The sequence below is a fragment of the Haloleucobacter albus genome (assembly GCF_052492075.1).
In genome coordinates this window covers 18,387-32,692 of record NZ_JBQWAS010000010.1, presented here as the reverse complement: position 1 = coordinate 32,692, position 14,306 = coordinate 18,387, and the positions used below count along the sequence as shown (strand labels likewise).

Below are 14,306 nucleotides of genomic sequence, written 5' to 3'. Positions count from 1 at the left end.
AGGTGGTTCCGTCATCTTGGCCAGGTTTGCGGCTCAGTTAAGCTCATCCTGGTTGTTCTCATGCCATGATTTGAAGCGCCGATTTGCCCATATGCCTCGCCCGAGATTTTCCTCGCAAGGCGGGAATGGGGACGATACTGGTCATAATAGGCGAACCAACGGCCAAGACCGGCGTGCAGTTCAGAGCCGGTTTCGAAGGCGTGCAGGTAGACACATTCGTATTTCAAGGAGCGCCAGAGCCGCTCGATGAAGACATTGTCCATCCAGCGTCCCCGGCCATCCATGCTGATCTTGATCTCGGCAGAACGCTGGTAAATGCGAAGCTGGTGAACTGGCTACCCTGGTCTGTATCGAAGACTTCCGGCCTGCCGAAGCGGGCCGGCGCCTCCTCCAGTGCCTCGACGCAAAAGGCTGCATCCATCGTGTTCGACAGCCGCCAGGCTAGCACCTTACGGCTTGCCCAGTCCATGATGGTGACCAAGAGGAGGAGGCCTTTGCGCATGGGCAAACAGGTCATATCCGCGCACCAAACCTGGTTGGGGCGCGTGATTTGTTGATTGCCAGATTGAGCAGTAGATAGGGATAAATGCGATGCTCCGGGTGTGGATCGCTCGTGCGCTGCCGTTGGTAGATCGGCGCCAGGACCATCTTCGCCATCAACCGCCGACCCGACGACGACCCACTGCACGGTCCAGCCGCTGTAGGTGCTGGTGCGCCTGCTCGATCTTTAACCGCCTCCAGGCCATGCTCATCGACCGGAGGCTTTCGCCAAAAAATCGCGTTCCACCAGAAATTACCCAATCTTGGCATGCAATTTCTCGATTTCCGCCTCGCTGGCAGCCCAGGCCGTCTGGTCGCCACCATCGAACAGGCTCGCCATGCCTTCCATCGCCTTCCTCTTCCACGCCCCGATCATTGTGTGGTGAATGCCGTGCTTCGACGCCAATTCGGCCGGGGTCAATTCACCGCGGATGGCCTCCATCGCCACCTTCGCCTTGAACTCCGCGCTGTAACGCTTTCTCGTCGTCTTCATTCCCGTCCAGTCCTCAAGGTCGGGATGAGCTGAACACCTTGTCCAAATCTCCGGCACAACCTCAAGGTACTCTTTGACGAGGGGGCGAGCCGGGCGCAAATCGCGAACCAACCCCATTCAGATACGATCAAGCGCAGAAGAAGCGTCACACCGCATCGAGACCTGATATGGCAGATGCCCCACCGTCTATTTCGGAACTATCGCTTTCGCCGCAGCCATCATCTTCGGGCTTGCTGAGTGAGGCCCGAACCGGCAGGTCTGCGGTGCCTGCGTTCATGCGGCGCCGGGCTCGGGCATCTCGGAGGCCAGCAGGATATGGCTATGGTCGATCTGCTCGGCGATTTCGGGAGGAACAGTGTCGGTCACCAGCGTGTCCACTGCGGTCCAGTCGCAGACGTGAATCAGGCCGGACTTGCTGAATTTTCCGCCGTCCATCATCACCACTGTCTCGTCGGCACGTTCAATCATGGCGCGTTTGAACTCTACTTCGAAGAGATCGAAGTCTTGGCAGCCCTGGGGGGAGCCTGCCACTACGGACATGACGAAATAGCTCGGAGTGAAGCCCGAAAGATAGTTGATCGTGCTCGCTCCAGTCAGGGTGCGGTCGGCCTTGCGCAGCTCTCCGCCCGGCAGGATCACCCGATGCTGGCCCTCACCCGCATTCAGGATTTGTGCGATTTCCAGCGAGATAGTGAGGATCGTCATCGGCTCGCGGCGGGTGAGTTCACGGGCGAGGAAGCAGGCGGTTGTGGAGTTGTCCAGCAGCAACGTCGCGCCTTCGCGGATGTGGCGCGCAGTCTCGGCGGCAATGATCGCCTTGGTGGCGGCATTTTCCGACAGGCGCCGCTTGAAGGGCGGTTCAGTGCGTGGGGCTGGAAGACGCACGCCCCCATGGAACTTTTCTACCAGCCCCTCGGTCGAGAGTGATTTAAGGTCGCGCCGAATGGTCTCGTCCGAGACTTCAAATTCGTCTGCCAGGTAATTGATCGCCGCCTTTCCCTGAGCGCCAAGAAGTGCGAGGATCTGTTCCTGCCGGTGACTGCGGGCCATGTGTCCTCCCCTCAGACATCGACTGTGATAGCACGACCTGTGCCGCAGTCGAAAAGTCGCATGCGTGTCAAATCGAAATCAAGCCCGACCTCATCTCCGGTCGATGGAGCGCCTTGCACAGGGCTTTTCACGATCATCCGGTCGGAGCCAAGAGAGACCTCGATCAGCGCTTCGGCACCGATGAGCTCGCAGCGTTCGACACGGGCGCGGGCCATGCCGGTGGGCGAGAGTGTCACTTCTTCGGGGCGCAGGCCGATCAGCACAGATTCGGGCAGCGTGCCAGCTCGCGGCAGGTCCTTAACAAAGGCGCTATGCCCGATCCGGCCATGAGCTGCATGGCAGGGGATCAGCGCCATTTCCGGCATGCCGATGAAGGTGGCCACAAAGGTATTGGTAGGGTTCATGTAGATGTCCATCGGCGCGCCTACCTGTTGAAGATGGCCCTTGGACATCATTGCAACTCGTGTGCCCAGCGTCATCGCCTCAATCTGATCGTGGGTGACATAGATCACGGTCAGCCCCAGTTCCTGGTGCAGGCGTTTCAACTCTCCACGCATCCGGTTGCGCAGCTTGGCATCGAGGTTTGAGAGCGGTTCGTCGAAGAGGAAGACCTTGGGCTGACGCACCAGCGCCCGCCCGATTGCTACTCGTTGGCGCTCTCCGCCCGACAGTTCCTTGGGCCGCCGACCCAGCAAATCGGTGATGTTCAGGATTTCCGCTGCCTCGCGGATACGGGCGTCGATCTCAGGCTTCGAGAGTTTCGTGGTCTTCATGAGCCCGAAGGCCATGTTCCTGTAGGCCGTCATGTGCGGATAAAGCGCGTAGGATTGGAACACCATCGCGATATCGCGCTTTTGCGGCTGTGCGTCGGTCACATCCTGCCCGTCGATGAGCAACTGGCCGGCGGTAATCTCCTCCAACCCTGCGACCATGCGCAGCGTGGTGGATTTGCCACAGCCCGAAGGGCCGACCATAACCATGAATTCACGATCTTCGATGGTCAGGTTGATGTCATGCACGGTCATGGAGCTGCCGTATGACTTGCTGACATTCTTCAGTTGGACGGTCGCCATTATCGGCCTCCGATCTGTGGCGTCACTTGACGCCGGTGTGCATGAAGCTGTCGATGAAGCGGCGCTGAAAGATCAGGAAGAGCAGCAGCAGCGGCGAGACGACAATGGTGGTGCCGGCCATCAGGCGAGGCCAGTCGGCGCCACTGTCGGCCTTGGCCAGCAAACCCAGCCCGATCGGCAGTGTGCGGATCTCCTCTGAGTTCGTCACCAGTAGCGGCCACATGTAGTCGTTCCAGTGCGTTACGATCGAGATGATGCTGAAGGCAATCAGCGTCGGCTTCACCAGCGGCAGATAGACATGCCAGAGGATGGAGAGATGCCCGCAGCCATCAAGCCGCGCAGCATCCGACAGCTCTTGGGGGACTTGCCGGAAGCTCTGCCGCAGCATGAAGGTGCCATAGCCTGAAGCCACGAAGGGGACGATCATCGCGGGGATGGTGTTGACCAGCCCGATCTCGCGCAGCGTGATGAAATTGGTCAGGAAGATCGCATAAATCGGGAACATCACTTGCAGCAGGAACAGCGTGAAAAGCAGGTTCTTGCCGGGAAAGTTCAGCCGCGCGAAGGCATAAGCCGCCAGCGTGATCGTTATCAGCTGGCCAGCGAGGATCGACGAGGTGACGATGACCGAGTTGATCAGATAAGTACCAAATGGCGCTACTGACAGCGTGCTGGGATAGTTCGAGAATTTCGGGCTCGCTGGCAAGAAGCCGGCCGTCAGGTCAAAAACCTCAACATTGGTCTTCAACGAGGTGACGAGGATCCAGATCAGCGGGCTGAGCCAGAGCGCCGCCAGCGGCAGCATCACGGCATGAAGTGTATTTTCACGTAGAAAGCGACGCCAGCGGGGGCGGCGCGCCGGTGTGACGGTGGACGCCAGCGGCACGGTTTGGTTCGCGTCGTTCATCAGCGGTCCCCCAGATAGTGAACCTTGCGGCCCAGCGTCAGCGCGACAAGGCCAATCAGCCCCAGCACGAAGACCAGCAGCGCATTGGCCAGCGCCGAGGCATAGCCGATGTCCTGGTACTGAAAGCCGTTCTGGTAAATGTAGAAGGTCAGCACATTGGTGCTGTCGGCTGGGCCGCCTTGCGTCATGACGTAGACGTAGTCGAATATCTGATAGCTATGTAGTGTGCCGATAATGATGACAAAGTAGAGTGTGGGTGAGACCAGCGGAATGGTGATGTGCAATAGCCGGTGCCAGCCGTTTACCCCGTCAAGCCGCGCTGCCTCATAGAGATCTGACGGCACAAGCTTCAGCGCGGCGAGCAGGATGAGCATGAAGTAGCCCGAATATTTCCAGATGCTCATAATCATTATCGCGGGCAGCGCCCAAGAGCTGTCATAGAGCCAGTCGAGAGGTGGCAGGCCGAGGGTGCCCAGCGCCTGGTTGATTGGCCCGTAGCCCGGTGCATAAAGAAAAACCCAGACCATGCCGGCGGCCACCGAAGGGATCATAACCGGGTAGAAGAATGCTGATCGGTAGAACCCCATGCCCCGCAGCTTGCTATCCAGCGCCACAGCCAGAAGCAGCGCCACGATGATCGACAGGGGGATTGTGATCAGCGTGTAGAGCGCCGTATTGCCCAGTACCTTCCAGAACAGACGGTCGTCCAGCAGGCGGAGATAATTCTCCATCCCCAGCCAGTAGATATTCGGATCCCCCAGCAGCACGTCGTGCAGACTGAACCAGATGGACCGCAAGATCGGCCAGTAGGTGAAGGCAGCGAGGAAGATGAGCGATGGCAATAGCAGCGCATAGGCCAGCCACATCTCGTGGCGGCGCGCGCGGGCGAAGGAGGGTGACATGAGGGTATCCCGGGGAACGGAAGAAGACGCGGGCAAAAGGCCCGCGTCCTCGAAGCGTTCGACAGTTTTAGCCGCGACGGCGCAGCACGCGGGCGATCTCGCGGTTGGTTTCGGCGGTCGCGCTGACCAGGGCAGCCTGCGGCGTGATTTCGCCAGCCAGCGTTCTGTCGATGGCGCTCTTCAATGTGTCGCGGGCGCGGGAATAGGCCGGAACCTGCAAGAATGCGCCGGAATACTCGGCCTGCTTCATAGCCACTTCTGCCTGAGGCACTTCCTTGAGGTATTTCACCATTTCAGGCTGCTGCCACGAGGATTTGCGCACGGCGAGGTACCCGGTAGCACGGCTCCAGGCGGCCTGGTTCTCCGTGTTGGTCATCCAGCGCGCGAAAGTCCAGGCAGCTTCTTTTTTCGCATCCGATTGTTTCTTGGCAATCATGATCGGGCCGCCCCCCTGCGAGGCGCCAAACTGCTTTTTCTTCGGCATGAAGGCGACGCCCACCTCGAAAGGTGACGATTTGCGCAGGTTGGTCAGTGAGCCGGTCGAATGATAGAGCATCGCCGTGGAACCAGCCATGAAGTCGTTCGCCGAGCCCTGCCAGGTCGAGGCAGGCGCCATGTAGCCCGCGTCCACCATGGTTTTCCAGAATTCGAGCGCTTCGACAGCCTCGGGGCGATCCCAGAGCACCTTGTCCGCTTCCCATGGCACCAGGCCGTTCTGGCGGCAATAGCCTTCAAACATCCAGTCATGCCAGCCGCCGCCGATGATCAGGCCCCAGCGCTTCAGATCGTCGCCGTCACGTACGGTCAACACCTTGGCAGCCTCGGAAAGCTCATCCCAGGTTTCCGGCGCCTTTGTGAGGCCTGCCTTGGCGAAAGCGTCCTTGTTGTAGTAGAGCACCGGCGTCGAGGGCTGATAGGACAGGCCATAGAGCCGACCGTCAGAAACTGCGGTATTGAGGAAGCCGCCGATGAAATCGTCATAGATATCGTCAGACTTGGCCTGCTCCGTAATATCCTCCAGCGCATCAAGACCGAGGAATGTCTGTAGCGAGGAGTTGATCGGCAGCCACAGCGCCGGAGGCTCTCCTACACCCAGCGAGGTGATTACCTTTTGCTCGGTGTTGTCGTAGGAGCCAGCGTAGATTGCCTCAACCTTGATGCCGTCATGGGTTGAGTTGAACTCGGAAATCATGCCGGAAATGATCTTGTTGATGTCGCCGGAAACGCCCACCGGATACATGAACTGGAGCTTTACGGTCTCATTGGCGCGCGCGGGCGTCAGAATGCCGGGGATCGCACTGACAAACGGAGCGGCAAGCGCTGATGCCAGAAGGTTGCGTCGCGTCATGTTGAATTTTGTGGTTTTCATGCCGATTTACCTCAAATATGTGGAATTGGATCTCGCTCCATACACTGAGGCACGCGAAAACTACGCGGCGCCCAAGCTGGGTTCCATCAGATAAGTGCGCCACATAACAGAAATATGAAACTTTTGCGTGAGCAGGCCGGGCCGCTAGCAATGCGCCTGCCTCGAGTTCATTTGTGGTATTTGTGGATTATGGTGGGGTTTGGCCTTGGAGTTCGATAAAATACCGAATGCGTACGCAAAAAATTGCCCATATTATGGGTGGATTTTGGAGGCTGAGTGGTGGATTGCCTTTAAAGCCTCAAAAAATCAGGACCCCCACACATGCTGATCGCCCAGATAAGTGATTCCCACGTCCTGACCGGCGGCTGCAAGCTGGGCGGCCGTTTTGATACCGGAGCGAACTTCGACCGGCTGATTGCTAACCTGGCAGCGCAGCCGATACGGCCCGACTTGATTGTCTGCTCCGGCGATCTGGGCGAAGACGCGACACCTGATGAATATAATGTCGTGGGTAATGGCCTGCGCAGCCTTGGTATTCCGGTAATGGTCGTGCCTGGTAATCATGACAAAAGGGCACCCATGCTGTCGGCCTTGCCCGATATGGTGGGGCGCACCGAAGCGGGGCATCTATGTCAGTGCCGTATCGTACAAGGCATGGCGCTGGTCGGGCTGGATACCCTCGTTGAGGGCGCACCACACGGTACGTTGTGCGAAAAGCGCCTCGGCTGGCTGGAATGCACTTTGCGGCACTGCGCGGATCGCGAGGTTGTGCTGTTCATGCACCATCCCCCGATCATCACGGGCTTGCATGCCATGGACGCCATGGGGCTGCTGAATGGGCGTGCGGAACTGGCCGAGCTGGTTGCGCGTCATGGCAAGGTTCGCGCGATCCTATGTGGCCATATGCATCGTGCGATTTACGGCACATGCGGCAATGTTCCAGTGATCGTTTCACCTTCTGTATCGCATCAGATCGCCTTCGACCTCCGGCCGGGAGCGCCCTATGCGTTTACAGATGAAGCTCCGCAATACATGCTGCATGTCGCGACTTCTGGCGTCGGCCTTGTCTCGCATGTTGTGCGTATTTGATTTGTGGGATTCCGTAGGGGGCTTTGTGCCCCACGGATTGATCTGGCTCGAAACTCTCTCAGGTGAGTGAGCCACAGGGCATGAAGCATATCCCTTTTTGAAGGACGGAGATCATCTCGGTCCTGAAGGGGCGCGATGCCGCACTCATGCCCTCGAAGCTGTGCCGCGAGTCTGACATCAGAGATGCGGGGCTCTACATCTGGAGGTTCTGCTTTGGCGGGGGGCAAGGTAGCGCTGCTGTTTTTATAGAGTTTAAGTAGCGTATTTCAGATATCCGCCCAGCATAAGAACCGTAACTGCAAGCTGGTCACGCTGAAAAATCCGATTGGCGGTTCGCCGCGAGGGGTGATCTATCCGAAGGGCAAAAGGCGTTTCTTGTTGCCGGGCGGGCAGGGCATACCCACCCCACAGCATCATTCGGCAAGAAGTTTTGTGATTGGTGTTGCGCTGACAGGTTGCGTCGCGATTCTGCATATGGATTGAGAGCGGAGTTGTGCAAGATGGCAGGGCGTAGCGCTGCGGATCGTGAGGGCATGGCTTTCCCGATCGCAAAGTCTGAAGGCGCTCAATTGTTACGGAAAATCTGTCAGCCAGAATAACGCTGGATCAAGCGGCCTGCAATTGCTTGCACATAAGGAGATTACCGGCTCATTTTCGGCAACACCCAAAATGAAGTGTCGACCTAAATGCTGGCATCAAAATCCATTGAAGGTAAATGGTGCCCAAGGGCGGAATCGAACCACCGACACTACGATTTTCAGGCGGGAAGTTGAGCCGGCGGATCAAGGGGGTAAATGTTCTGGAGGCGGTAAACCAGCCGCTAAGAGTCAAGCACTTAGCGGGATTTTGTCTAACCCTAATGTTGCTCAAAATAGCGTTTCGTCGATAGCCAAAGGCTGCCTATCCGCCGAACTCCGCGCCATAGCCGGTGCCATTCGTCGCATTGGACGGGGCCGCTGTGCCACCCCTGAAACTATCCTGATTGAGAAGCATGAAGCCGCCGAGCGGCTGCTTGCGCTCGCCTCCCGCATGGAGGCCGCGAAATGAGCGAGAAGGGAAAATACGAAAGCGAGATCGCCTCTGCCGTTCAAGCAGCCCTGAATGGGCACGCGAAGCCGCGTCCCGGTGCAAATGCTGCACGGAAGGTTGCAGACAGGCGTCCGAGGAAGGCCAGACCTGAACAATCTCACAAGTGGCTTCAGGATTGCTCACTTGATGACAAGGGGCGGCCCTATCCGAATTTCGCCAACGTACTGCATGCCTTGCGGTGCGATCCGCTGCTTTCTGATGTGTTCGGATATGATGAAATGTCCGGCGCAGTCATGGTCATGCAGCCGCTTCCCGATCCAGTAACAGGGGGTGTTTTGCCAGAAGATGACTGGCGACCGCATGAACTCACGGGCGGAAACCTTCTAAGCGCATTGGAATACCTTCAGGTTATCGCATTTCCGCGCCTATCGAAAAGCGACCTTCATGACGCGATCGAGGCGCGAGCCAATCAAAGGAGTTTCCACCCCGTCCGGGACTTCCTCAATGAACTGACATGGGATGGCGTCCCGCGTGTCTCTTTCTGGATGCACACTTATCTCGGTGCAGAAAAGAACCGGTATGCCACCGTGATCGGCCGCATGTTTCTGATTGCCATGGTGGCGCGCGTCTTCGATCCGGGCTGTAAGTCTGACCATATGGTTGTGCTGGAAGGCCCACAGGGAGCCATGAAATCCACCGTCTGCAGGATACTCGGCGGCGAATGGTTCTCCGACAGCATGCCAGACATTACCGCTGGCAAAGATGTGCAAGTGCACCTGCGGGGCAAGTGGCTCATTGAACTGGCCGAAATGTCCCCTATCAGCAAAGCGGAAGAAAATGCTCTCAAGGCATTTCTATCCCGTTCCGAGGAACGATTCCGACCACCTTATGGACGGGTGGAGATCACGCTTCCGCGCCAGTGCGTATTCATTGGCACAACAAACCAGTCTGTTTACCTGCGGGACGAAACGGGCGGCCGGCGCTTCTGGCCGGTGAAGGTTGGCCAGATTGATGCCGACAGCCTGACCCGCGACCGCGAACAGCTCTTGGCGGAAGCACTGCATCTCTATCGGTCCGGCGAGCATTGGTGGCCGAGTGCGGACCTCGAGCGAGAATGCATCAAGCCTGAGCAGGAAGCGCGCTTTGAGGGCGACCCATGGGAGCCTGCTATCGCCCATTACGTTGTCGGCAAGAGCCGCGTCACGGTGCAGGAGATCGGACGAGAGATTGGCCTTGAACTGGGCAAAACCACAACCCGAGAGAACCGACGCATTTCCAGCGTGATGATGCGGCTGGGCTGGGAGCAACGACGGATCAAGGGTGTGCGTTGGTACATGCCATCGACCACCAACGAGGGGGTGCCAGATGGAGGATTTTAGAGAACCACTTTTCATCAATGACTTAGCAGGTGGGGTGCCAGAGGGTGCCAGACCTGCCAACGAGGGCCGCGCGTGCGTGCGCGTGTGCAATGTTCTCCATACATCTGGCACCCTCTGGCACCTCTGGCACCCCTCCTTTGTTTTCAACGGGTTGGGAGGTGACAGATGGGGTGCCAGACCACTCCCATCTGTCACCCTTCGGCAACAAGCCATGCCGGAGGCGCATGGAAAAGCCCTTCGGGTCCTTCCCCAAGGGGTTTCCTGCGGGTCCGGCGGAGCGCGAGATTTGGCTCAATTTATTGTTTTTCATAGCTAAAACAGACTTCCCAGATGCCCCAAGGTATGACGAAAATGCATGGATCAGGAGCCATTCCGGCACCGGGCAAGGTGCGAAAGAGCGACTTCGCCAAGCTCGTGAAGGTTTCGCCCGGTCGTGTTTCGCAGATGGTCAAGGATGGCCTGCCGGTGGAAGCTGATGGCCGCATTGACGTGGCCCGGGGCAAGCTCTGGATACAGGGCAATATCAGCCCGACCCGTTCCGCTGCCCAGTCCAAGCAGACCGATCTTCCCTTCGCTGCCACACCAGATGCAGCCAGCGAGCGCCTGCGGCTGGTGAAGGAACAGGCGGACAATGCCGCGCTGAAGAATGCTGCCCTGCGCCGTGACCTGCTGCCGGCGGCGGAAGTGGAGCGCGAGTGGACGGACATCATGCGACAGGTGCGGGCTGGGGTGCTTGCGGTGCCATCCCGCCTTCGCCAGACCCTGCCGCACCTGAGCGCCGCCGATATGGACGCCATAGATGCCGAATTGCGTCGTGCCCTTGAGGACCTCGCCCATGCGCAGTGAACGCCTTGCCACCGTGCGTGCCAATGCCATGCGGGCGCTGATGCCGCCGCCACGCCTGCGCCTCTCCGAATGGATTGAACAGGAACTGCGCCTGCCGGCGGACGTTTCAGCCCAGCCCGGGGCGATCCGCCTCTATCCCTTCCAGCACGGCATGGCCGACGCCATGAGCGACCCGGACATTGAGCGCGTCACCGTGGTGAAATCTGCCCGCGTGGGTTACACCACGCTGCTGGTGGGGCTGCTGGGCTCACATGTGGTGAATGATCCGGCCCCGGTGCTGTTTGTGCTGCCCACCGAGGATGACTGCCGCACCTTCACCGTGGGCAATCTTGAACCCACCTTTGGCGAAACGCCGATGCTGGCCGGCACACTGGTGGGCGAGCCGGGCGCGCAGAACCGCAACACGCTGCTTCAGCGCCGCTTCCCCGGCGGCTCGTTGAAGCTGGTAGCGGCCAAGGCTCCCCGCAATCTGCGTATGCACAACACCCGCATTCTGGTGATGGACGAGGTGGACGGCATGGAGCTGACCGCCGAAGGCAGCCCGGTGCTGATTGCCGAAAAGCGCACGCTCTCCTTCCCTGACCGCAAGATCGTGATTGGCTCGACGCCGATCTATGAGGATTCCAGCCATGTGCTGGGGGCTTATGCGCGCAGTGACCAGCGCGTGTTTGAAGTGCCATGCCCCCATTGTGGCGAGTTTCATGAAATCCGCTGGGCCGATATTCACTGGCCGGAAGGCAGGCCGGAGGATGCGCACTGGTGCTGCCCTGGCTGCGGGTGTGTGGTGGAGGAGCGGCACAAGCTGCGAATCGTCAGCGAAGGCCGCTGGCGAGCAACGGCTCCCCATGTGAGGGGTCATGCCGGATTTCGCATCAACGCCCTTGTGTCGCCGCTGGCAAACGCTGCATGGGGCAAGCTGGCTGCCGAGTTCCTTTCCGCAAAGGATGATCCGGGGCTTTTGCAGACCTTCATCAACACCGTGCTGGGGGAAGGCTGGCGCGAGGCAGGTGAGGAAATTGACGACAGCGCCCTTGCCGCCCGGGCCGAACCCTTCTCACTGGATGCCCTGCCACCGGACGTGCTGGCTATCACCGCCGGCATTGACGTGCAGCATGACCGGCTCGAGGCCACCTTTGTGGGCTGGGGCCGCACGGGAGATGCTTTCGTGCTGGGCGCGCGGGTGGTGTGGGGGCTGCCGGATGCCAGCGAGACATGGGCGGAACTGGATGACCTGCTGAAGATGCGCTTTGCGCACCCGCTGGGCGGGCAGCTTGGGGTGGATGCGGCGGCGGTGGATTCATCCGATGGCGCGACCATGGCCCATGTCTATGCCTTCGCCTTTCCCCGGGCGGTGCGCAAGGTGCTGGCCATCAAGGGAGCGGCGGGGGCGCGGCCGTGGATCGAGAAATCGCGCCAGAAGGGCAAGGGCGGCGCGCTCTGGATTGTGGGGGTGGATGGCATCAAGAGCCATATCATGGCCCGGCTCTCACGCGGGCGGGCGCTGCGCTTCTCCAATAGCCTTCCTGCCGTCTGGTATGAGCAACTGGCCAGCGAGCGGATTGTGGTGCGCTACACGCGCGGCCAGCCGCAACGGCGCTTTGAGCGCATTCCCGGGCGGCAGGCAGAGGCGCTGGATTGCACCGTCTATGCCTTCGCGGCCCACCAGCTTCTGAATGTGAATTTTGACCTGCGGGAGGATGGGCTTCGGCGGGGCGTGGAGGATGCCGCGCCGAAGGTGAAGGCGGTGGTTAAGTCAAAGTGGATGGGGTGAGAAGCTTAGCACCCCGTTTTTCTTAAAAACCTTTCAATGCGCAAGACGATATAAGGAAGTATAAACTGAATATAAATACTTAACGCACTGAAATCATGCGCCTATAATCCAGAGACAGAAAATATATAATAAAATAATTTATTAATTATATTTTCGATTGAAACCGCAATAAAAACATCAACAATATCTGATATAGCATGCTATGCGTTTAGTTTCATCATAAATCCATTTGTTTGAATTTTAAGGTTGTAAAAATAGCGCGATTCGCGTCGAGTCAAAAGGGCTGGGCGCCAGATACCTTCCGCAACCGCACCCCTGCGCCACCACCGTTCTCTGGGATGAACTCGACGCCTGCTTCTTCAAGCGCGCGCTGAATGGCTTCCACCGTGCGGGGCTTCAGTTCCTCGCCTGCCTCGAGGCGCGCTACAGTGGTAGGGGATACCTGCGCCAAAGCCGCAAGTTCGCGAACTCCCAGCTGCAAAGCGGCCCTTGCCATTCGGCATTGTGCTGCGTTCAAAGTGTAACCCTGTTACAAAAGTGGTTGACACAGCCAATCCCAGCATGTGAAAAGCTGTAACCACGTTACAAATATGTTCGTTTATACCACAGGAGAACGCGCATGGGCACCCATGTTCGCGAACGGGAAAGTCATGTCCTGGAATTCGTGATGGTGGAGCGGGAGCTTCTGCGCCGCCGGATGGAGGCGGCCATAGAGGCCATGCTTGTGATGCTGGACGAACTGGATGGCGACCCAGACCTTGAGCCAGAAGAAGACGAGCCATGGCTCGGCTGGCCAGATGACCCGGAATCCCCCTTCATAGGCGGCGGACCGACAATCGAAGGCGAAGGCTCGGCTTGGCCGGAAGACTTCGACCAGAGCCACCACGGAAAAAGCAGCGGGCGCGGCTGGCCCTTCTTCTGCGACACGCACGACCTTGAACCCAACCTTGGCAGCACTCAAGGCACCTCACAGGTGCACTGGGCCGAAGGCGCTTTCGATGATGCGGAAGGCGACGAGCATGACGGGCGGGAGCCTGATGGATGCGTGGCGACGATGGCGGCGTGACAATGGGCGCACAACATCTGTTGACAGACAGAGGCTCTGCAAGGCATAGTTCTGTATCAATACAGTTCGTGAAGTGCACGCCTATGACTGACGATGATTACGACAAGCTCCGTGGTGGCAATGCCTCCCATCTCCCCGCTGAAGTGGCACTGATGCGGAAGCAGGCCGCTGCCCGGCAGCATCTGTTTGAGGGAGCCACGGACCTTTTCGATGATCTGAACGGATGCACCTTCACGGCAGAACAGGTGTGCATCGGGGCGAAAATCTCCGGTGACATTCTCACCAACTATTTGCGCAAGCAGGGGCTGAACCTCTTTTCGCCTGCCACAGGACAGGGCCGCGCCCGGCGTTTTTGTCTGGCTGACGTGTACACGACAGCCACGGTTGCAGCGCTCGCGGACCTGAGCGGAAAGACCCGCTATTGCACGGCCTCTGTATGGCGGCATTTTGCGCTGGACCCCATCCTTCAGCAGATGGGCATGGGTGAGCATAATGATGCCGACCTGCCTGAAGGCTTCGAAGCGCAGGCGGACAGCTACATCAATGATGTGATTGCCAGCGCCCGCAATGGCGTACCGGCATTTTTCTGGCGCGACCCGGCCAAACCCTTTCTTTTCCTGTTGCGCTCGACCACGACCTATTCAGGCGAGTTTGTTTCCTTCTTTCAGCAAGACTTAGATGGCGACCTACTGAAGCAGTTTGGCTCCGGCATTTTCATAAACCTCACAGCCCTGTTCACCGAGGTGGACAAGCGGCTTGAACCGACCTGCTGGGGGTGAGCCATGGCCTTCC

The 14,306-nt window shown here is 58.7% G+C and carries 12 protein-coding genes and 1 pseudogene; 6 read left to right on the top strand and 7 right to left on the bottom strand.

Going from position 1 to position 14,306, the window contains the following annotated elements:
- Positions 1-11: 11 nt before the first annotated feature.
- From ACT6QH_RS00780 to ACT6QH_RS00755, 6 genes and pseudogenes are all read right to left on the bottom strand, one after another.
- Positions 12-1,033, bottom strand: a pseudogene (locus ACT6QH_RS00780) (IS3 family transposase).
- A gap of 273 nt (positions 1,034-1,306) precedes the next feature.
- The gene (locus tag ACT6QH_RS00775) at positions 1,307-2,083 is read right to left on the bottom strand and encodes a DeoR/GlpR family DNA-binding transcription regulator (protein ID WP_444972909.1); all 777 of its coding nucleotides are present in this window, start codon (positions 2,081-2,083) and stop codon (positions 1,307-1,309) included.
- A gap of 11 nt (positions 2,084-2,094) precedes the next feature.
- The gene (locus ACT6QH_RS00770; RefSeq protein ID WP_444972908.1) at positions 2,095-3,156 is read right to left on the bottom strand and encodes an ABC transporter ATP-binding protein; all 1,062 of its coding nucleotides are present in this window, start codon (positions 3,154-3,156) and stop codon (positions 2,095-2,097) included.
- Between the two features lie 22 nt (positions 3,157-3,178).
- Positions 3,179-4,063 carry a carbohydrate ABC transporter permease gene (locus tag ACT6QH_RS00765; protein ID WP_444972907.1) on the bottom strand — a complete coding sequence of 295 codons (885 nt, stop codon included), beginning with the start codon at positions 4,061-4,063 and terminating at the stop codon, positions 3,179-3,181.
- Positions 4,063-4,965, bottom strand: a complete 903-nt coding sequence (locus ACT6QH_RS00760; RefSeq protein WP_444972906.1) for a carbohydrate ABC transporter permease — start codon at positions 4,963-4,965, stop codon at positions 4,063-4,065. Before ACT6QH_RS00760 ends, ACT6QH_RS00765 begins: the two co-directional genes overlap by 1 nt.
- Positions 4,966-5,032: 67 nt before the next feature.
- Positions 5,033-6,334, bottom strand: coding sequence for an ABC transporter substrate-binding protein (locus tag ACT6QH_RS00755; protein WP_444972905.1), 1,302 nt, complete (start codon positions 6,332-6,334; stop codon positions 5,033-5,035).
- Positions 6,335-6,655: 321 nt separating this feature from the next.
- Here ACT6QH_RS00755 and ACT6QH_RS00750 point away from each other — a divergent pair, with 321 nt between their 5' ends.
- The 4 genes from ACT6QH_RS00750 to ACT6QH_RS00735 all read left to right on the top strand — a co-directional run bounded on the left by ACT6QH_RS00750 (position 6,656) and on the right by ACT6QH_RS00735 (position 12,448).
- Complete coding sequence (locus ACT6QH_RS00750; RefSeq protein WP_444972904.1) at positions 6,656-7,423, top strand: phosphodiesterase; 768 nt, start codon at positions 6,656-6,658, stop codon at positions 7,421-7,423.
- A 1,043-nt stretch (positions 7,424-8,466) separates the two neighbouring features.
- Positions 8,467-9,831 (top strand): virulence-associated E family protein, encoded by a 1,365-nt coding sequence (locus tag ACT6QH_RS00745; RefSeq protein WP_444972903.1) that lies wholly within the window; start codon positions 8,467-8,469, stop codon positions 9,829-9,831.
- 342 nt (positions 9,832-10,173) lie between these two features.
- Positions 10,174-10,677 carry a DNA packaging protein gene (locus ACT6QH_RS00740; RefSeq protein ID WP_444972902.1) on the top strand — a complete coding sequence of 168 codons (504 nt, stop codon included), beginning with the start codon at positions 10,174-10,176 and terminating at the stop codon, positions 10,675-10,677.
- Positions 10,667-12,448: a phage terminase large subunit family protein gene (locus tag ACT6QH_RS00735; protein ID WP_444972901.1), complete on the top strand. Its 1,782-nt coding sequence runs from the start codon at positions 10,667-10,669 to the stop codon at positions 12,446-12,448. Before ACT6QH_RS00740 ends, ACT6QH_RS00735 begins: the two co-directional genes overlap by 11 nt.
- A gap of 274 nt (positions 12,449-12,722) precedes the next feature.
- On the opposite strand, the gene ACT6QH_RS00730 is transcribed toward ACT6QH_RS00735, so the two are convergent.
- A complete protein-coding gene (locus ACT6QH_RS00730; protein ID WP_444972900.1) occupies positions 12,723-12,944 on the bottom strand; it encodes a helix-turn-helix domain-containing protein in 222 nt (73 codons plus the stop codon).
- 123 nt (positions 12,945-13,067) lie between these two features.
- On the opposite strand from ACT6QH_RS00730, the gene ACT6QH_RS00725 reads away from it, so the two are divergent.
- Together ACT6QH_RS00725 and ACT6QH_RS00720 are read left to right on the top strand one after the other, a co-directional pair.
- Entirely contained in the window at positions 13,068-13,514 is a 447-nt protein-coding gene (locus ACT6QH_RS00725) for a hypothetical protein (protein ID WP_444972899.1), read from the top strand.
- 83 nt (positions 13,515-13,597) lie between these two features.
- Positions 13,598-14,293 (top strand): hypothetical protein, encoded by a 696-nt coding sequence (locus tag ACT6QH_RS00720; protein ID WP_444972898.1) that lies wholly within the window; start codon positions 13,598-13,600, stop codon positions 14,291-14,293.
- Positions 14,294-14,306: the final 13 nt, after the last annotated feature.

What these genes read in the sequence shown, in the direction of transcription:
- ACT6QH_RS00775 (WP_444972909.1), bottom strand. Translation starts at nt 2,083, where the DNA reads ATGGCCCGCAGTCACCGGCAGGAACAGATCCTCGCACTTCTTGGCGCT.
- ACT6QH_RS00770 (WP_444972908.1), bottom strand. Translation starts at nt 3,156, where the DNA reads ATGGCGACCGTCCAACTGAAGAATGTCAGCAAGTCATACGGCAGCTCC.
- ACT6QH_RS00765 (WP_444972907.1), bottom strand. Translation starts at nt 4,063, where the DNA reads ATGAACGACGCGAACCAAACCGTGCCGCTGGCGTCCACCGTCACACCG.
- ACT6QH_RS00760 (WP_444972906.1), bottom strand. Translation starts at nt 4,965, where the DNA reads ATGTCACCCTCCTTCGCCCGCGCGCGCCGCCACGAGATGTGGCTGGCC.
- ACT6QH_RS00755 (WP_444972905.1), bottom strand. Translation starts at nt 6,334, where the DNA reads ATGAAAACCACAAAATTCAACATGACGCGACGCAACCTTCTGGCATCA.
- ACT6QH_RS00750 (WP_444972904.1), top strand. Translation starts at nt 6,656, where the DNA reads ATGCTGATCGCCCAGATAAGTGATTCCCACGTCCTGACCGGCGGCTGC.
- ACT6QH_RS00745 (WP_444972903.1), top strand. Translation starts at nt 8,467, where the DNA reads ATGAGCGAGAAGGGAAAATACGAAAGCGAGATCGCCTCTGCCGTTCAA.
- ACT6QH_RS00740 (WP_444972902.1), top strand. Translation starts at nt 10,174, where the DNA reads ATGACGAAAATGCATGGATCAGGAGCCATTCCGGCACCGGGCAAGGTG.
- ACT6QH_RS00735 (WP_444972901.1), top strand. Translation starts at nt 10,667, where the DNA reads ATGCGCAGTGAACGCCTTGCCACCGTGCGTGCCAATGCCATGCGGGCG.
- ACT6QH_RS00730 (WP_444972900.1), bottom strand. Translation starts at nt 12,944, where the DNA reads ATGGCAAGGGCCGCTTTGCAGCTGGGAGTTCGCGAACTTGCGGCTTTG.
- ACT6QH_RS00725 (WP_444972899.1), top strand. Translation starts at nt 13,068, where the DNA reads ATGGGCACCCATGTTCGCGAACGGGAAAGTCATGTCCTGGAATTCGTG.
- ACT6QH_RS00720 (WP_444972898.1), top strand. Translation starts at nt 13,598, where the DNA reads ATGACTGACGATGATTACGACAAGCTCCGTGGTGGCAATGCCTCCCAT.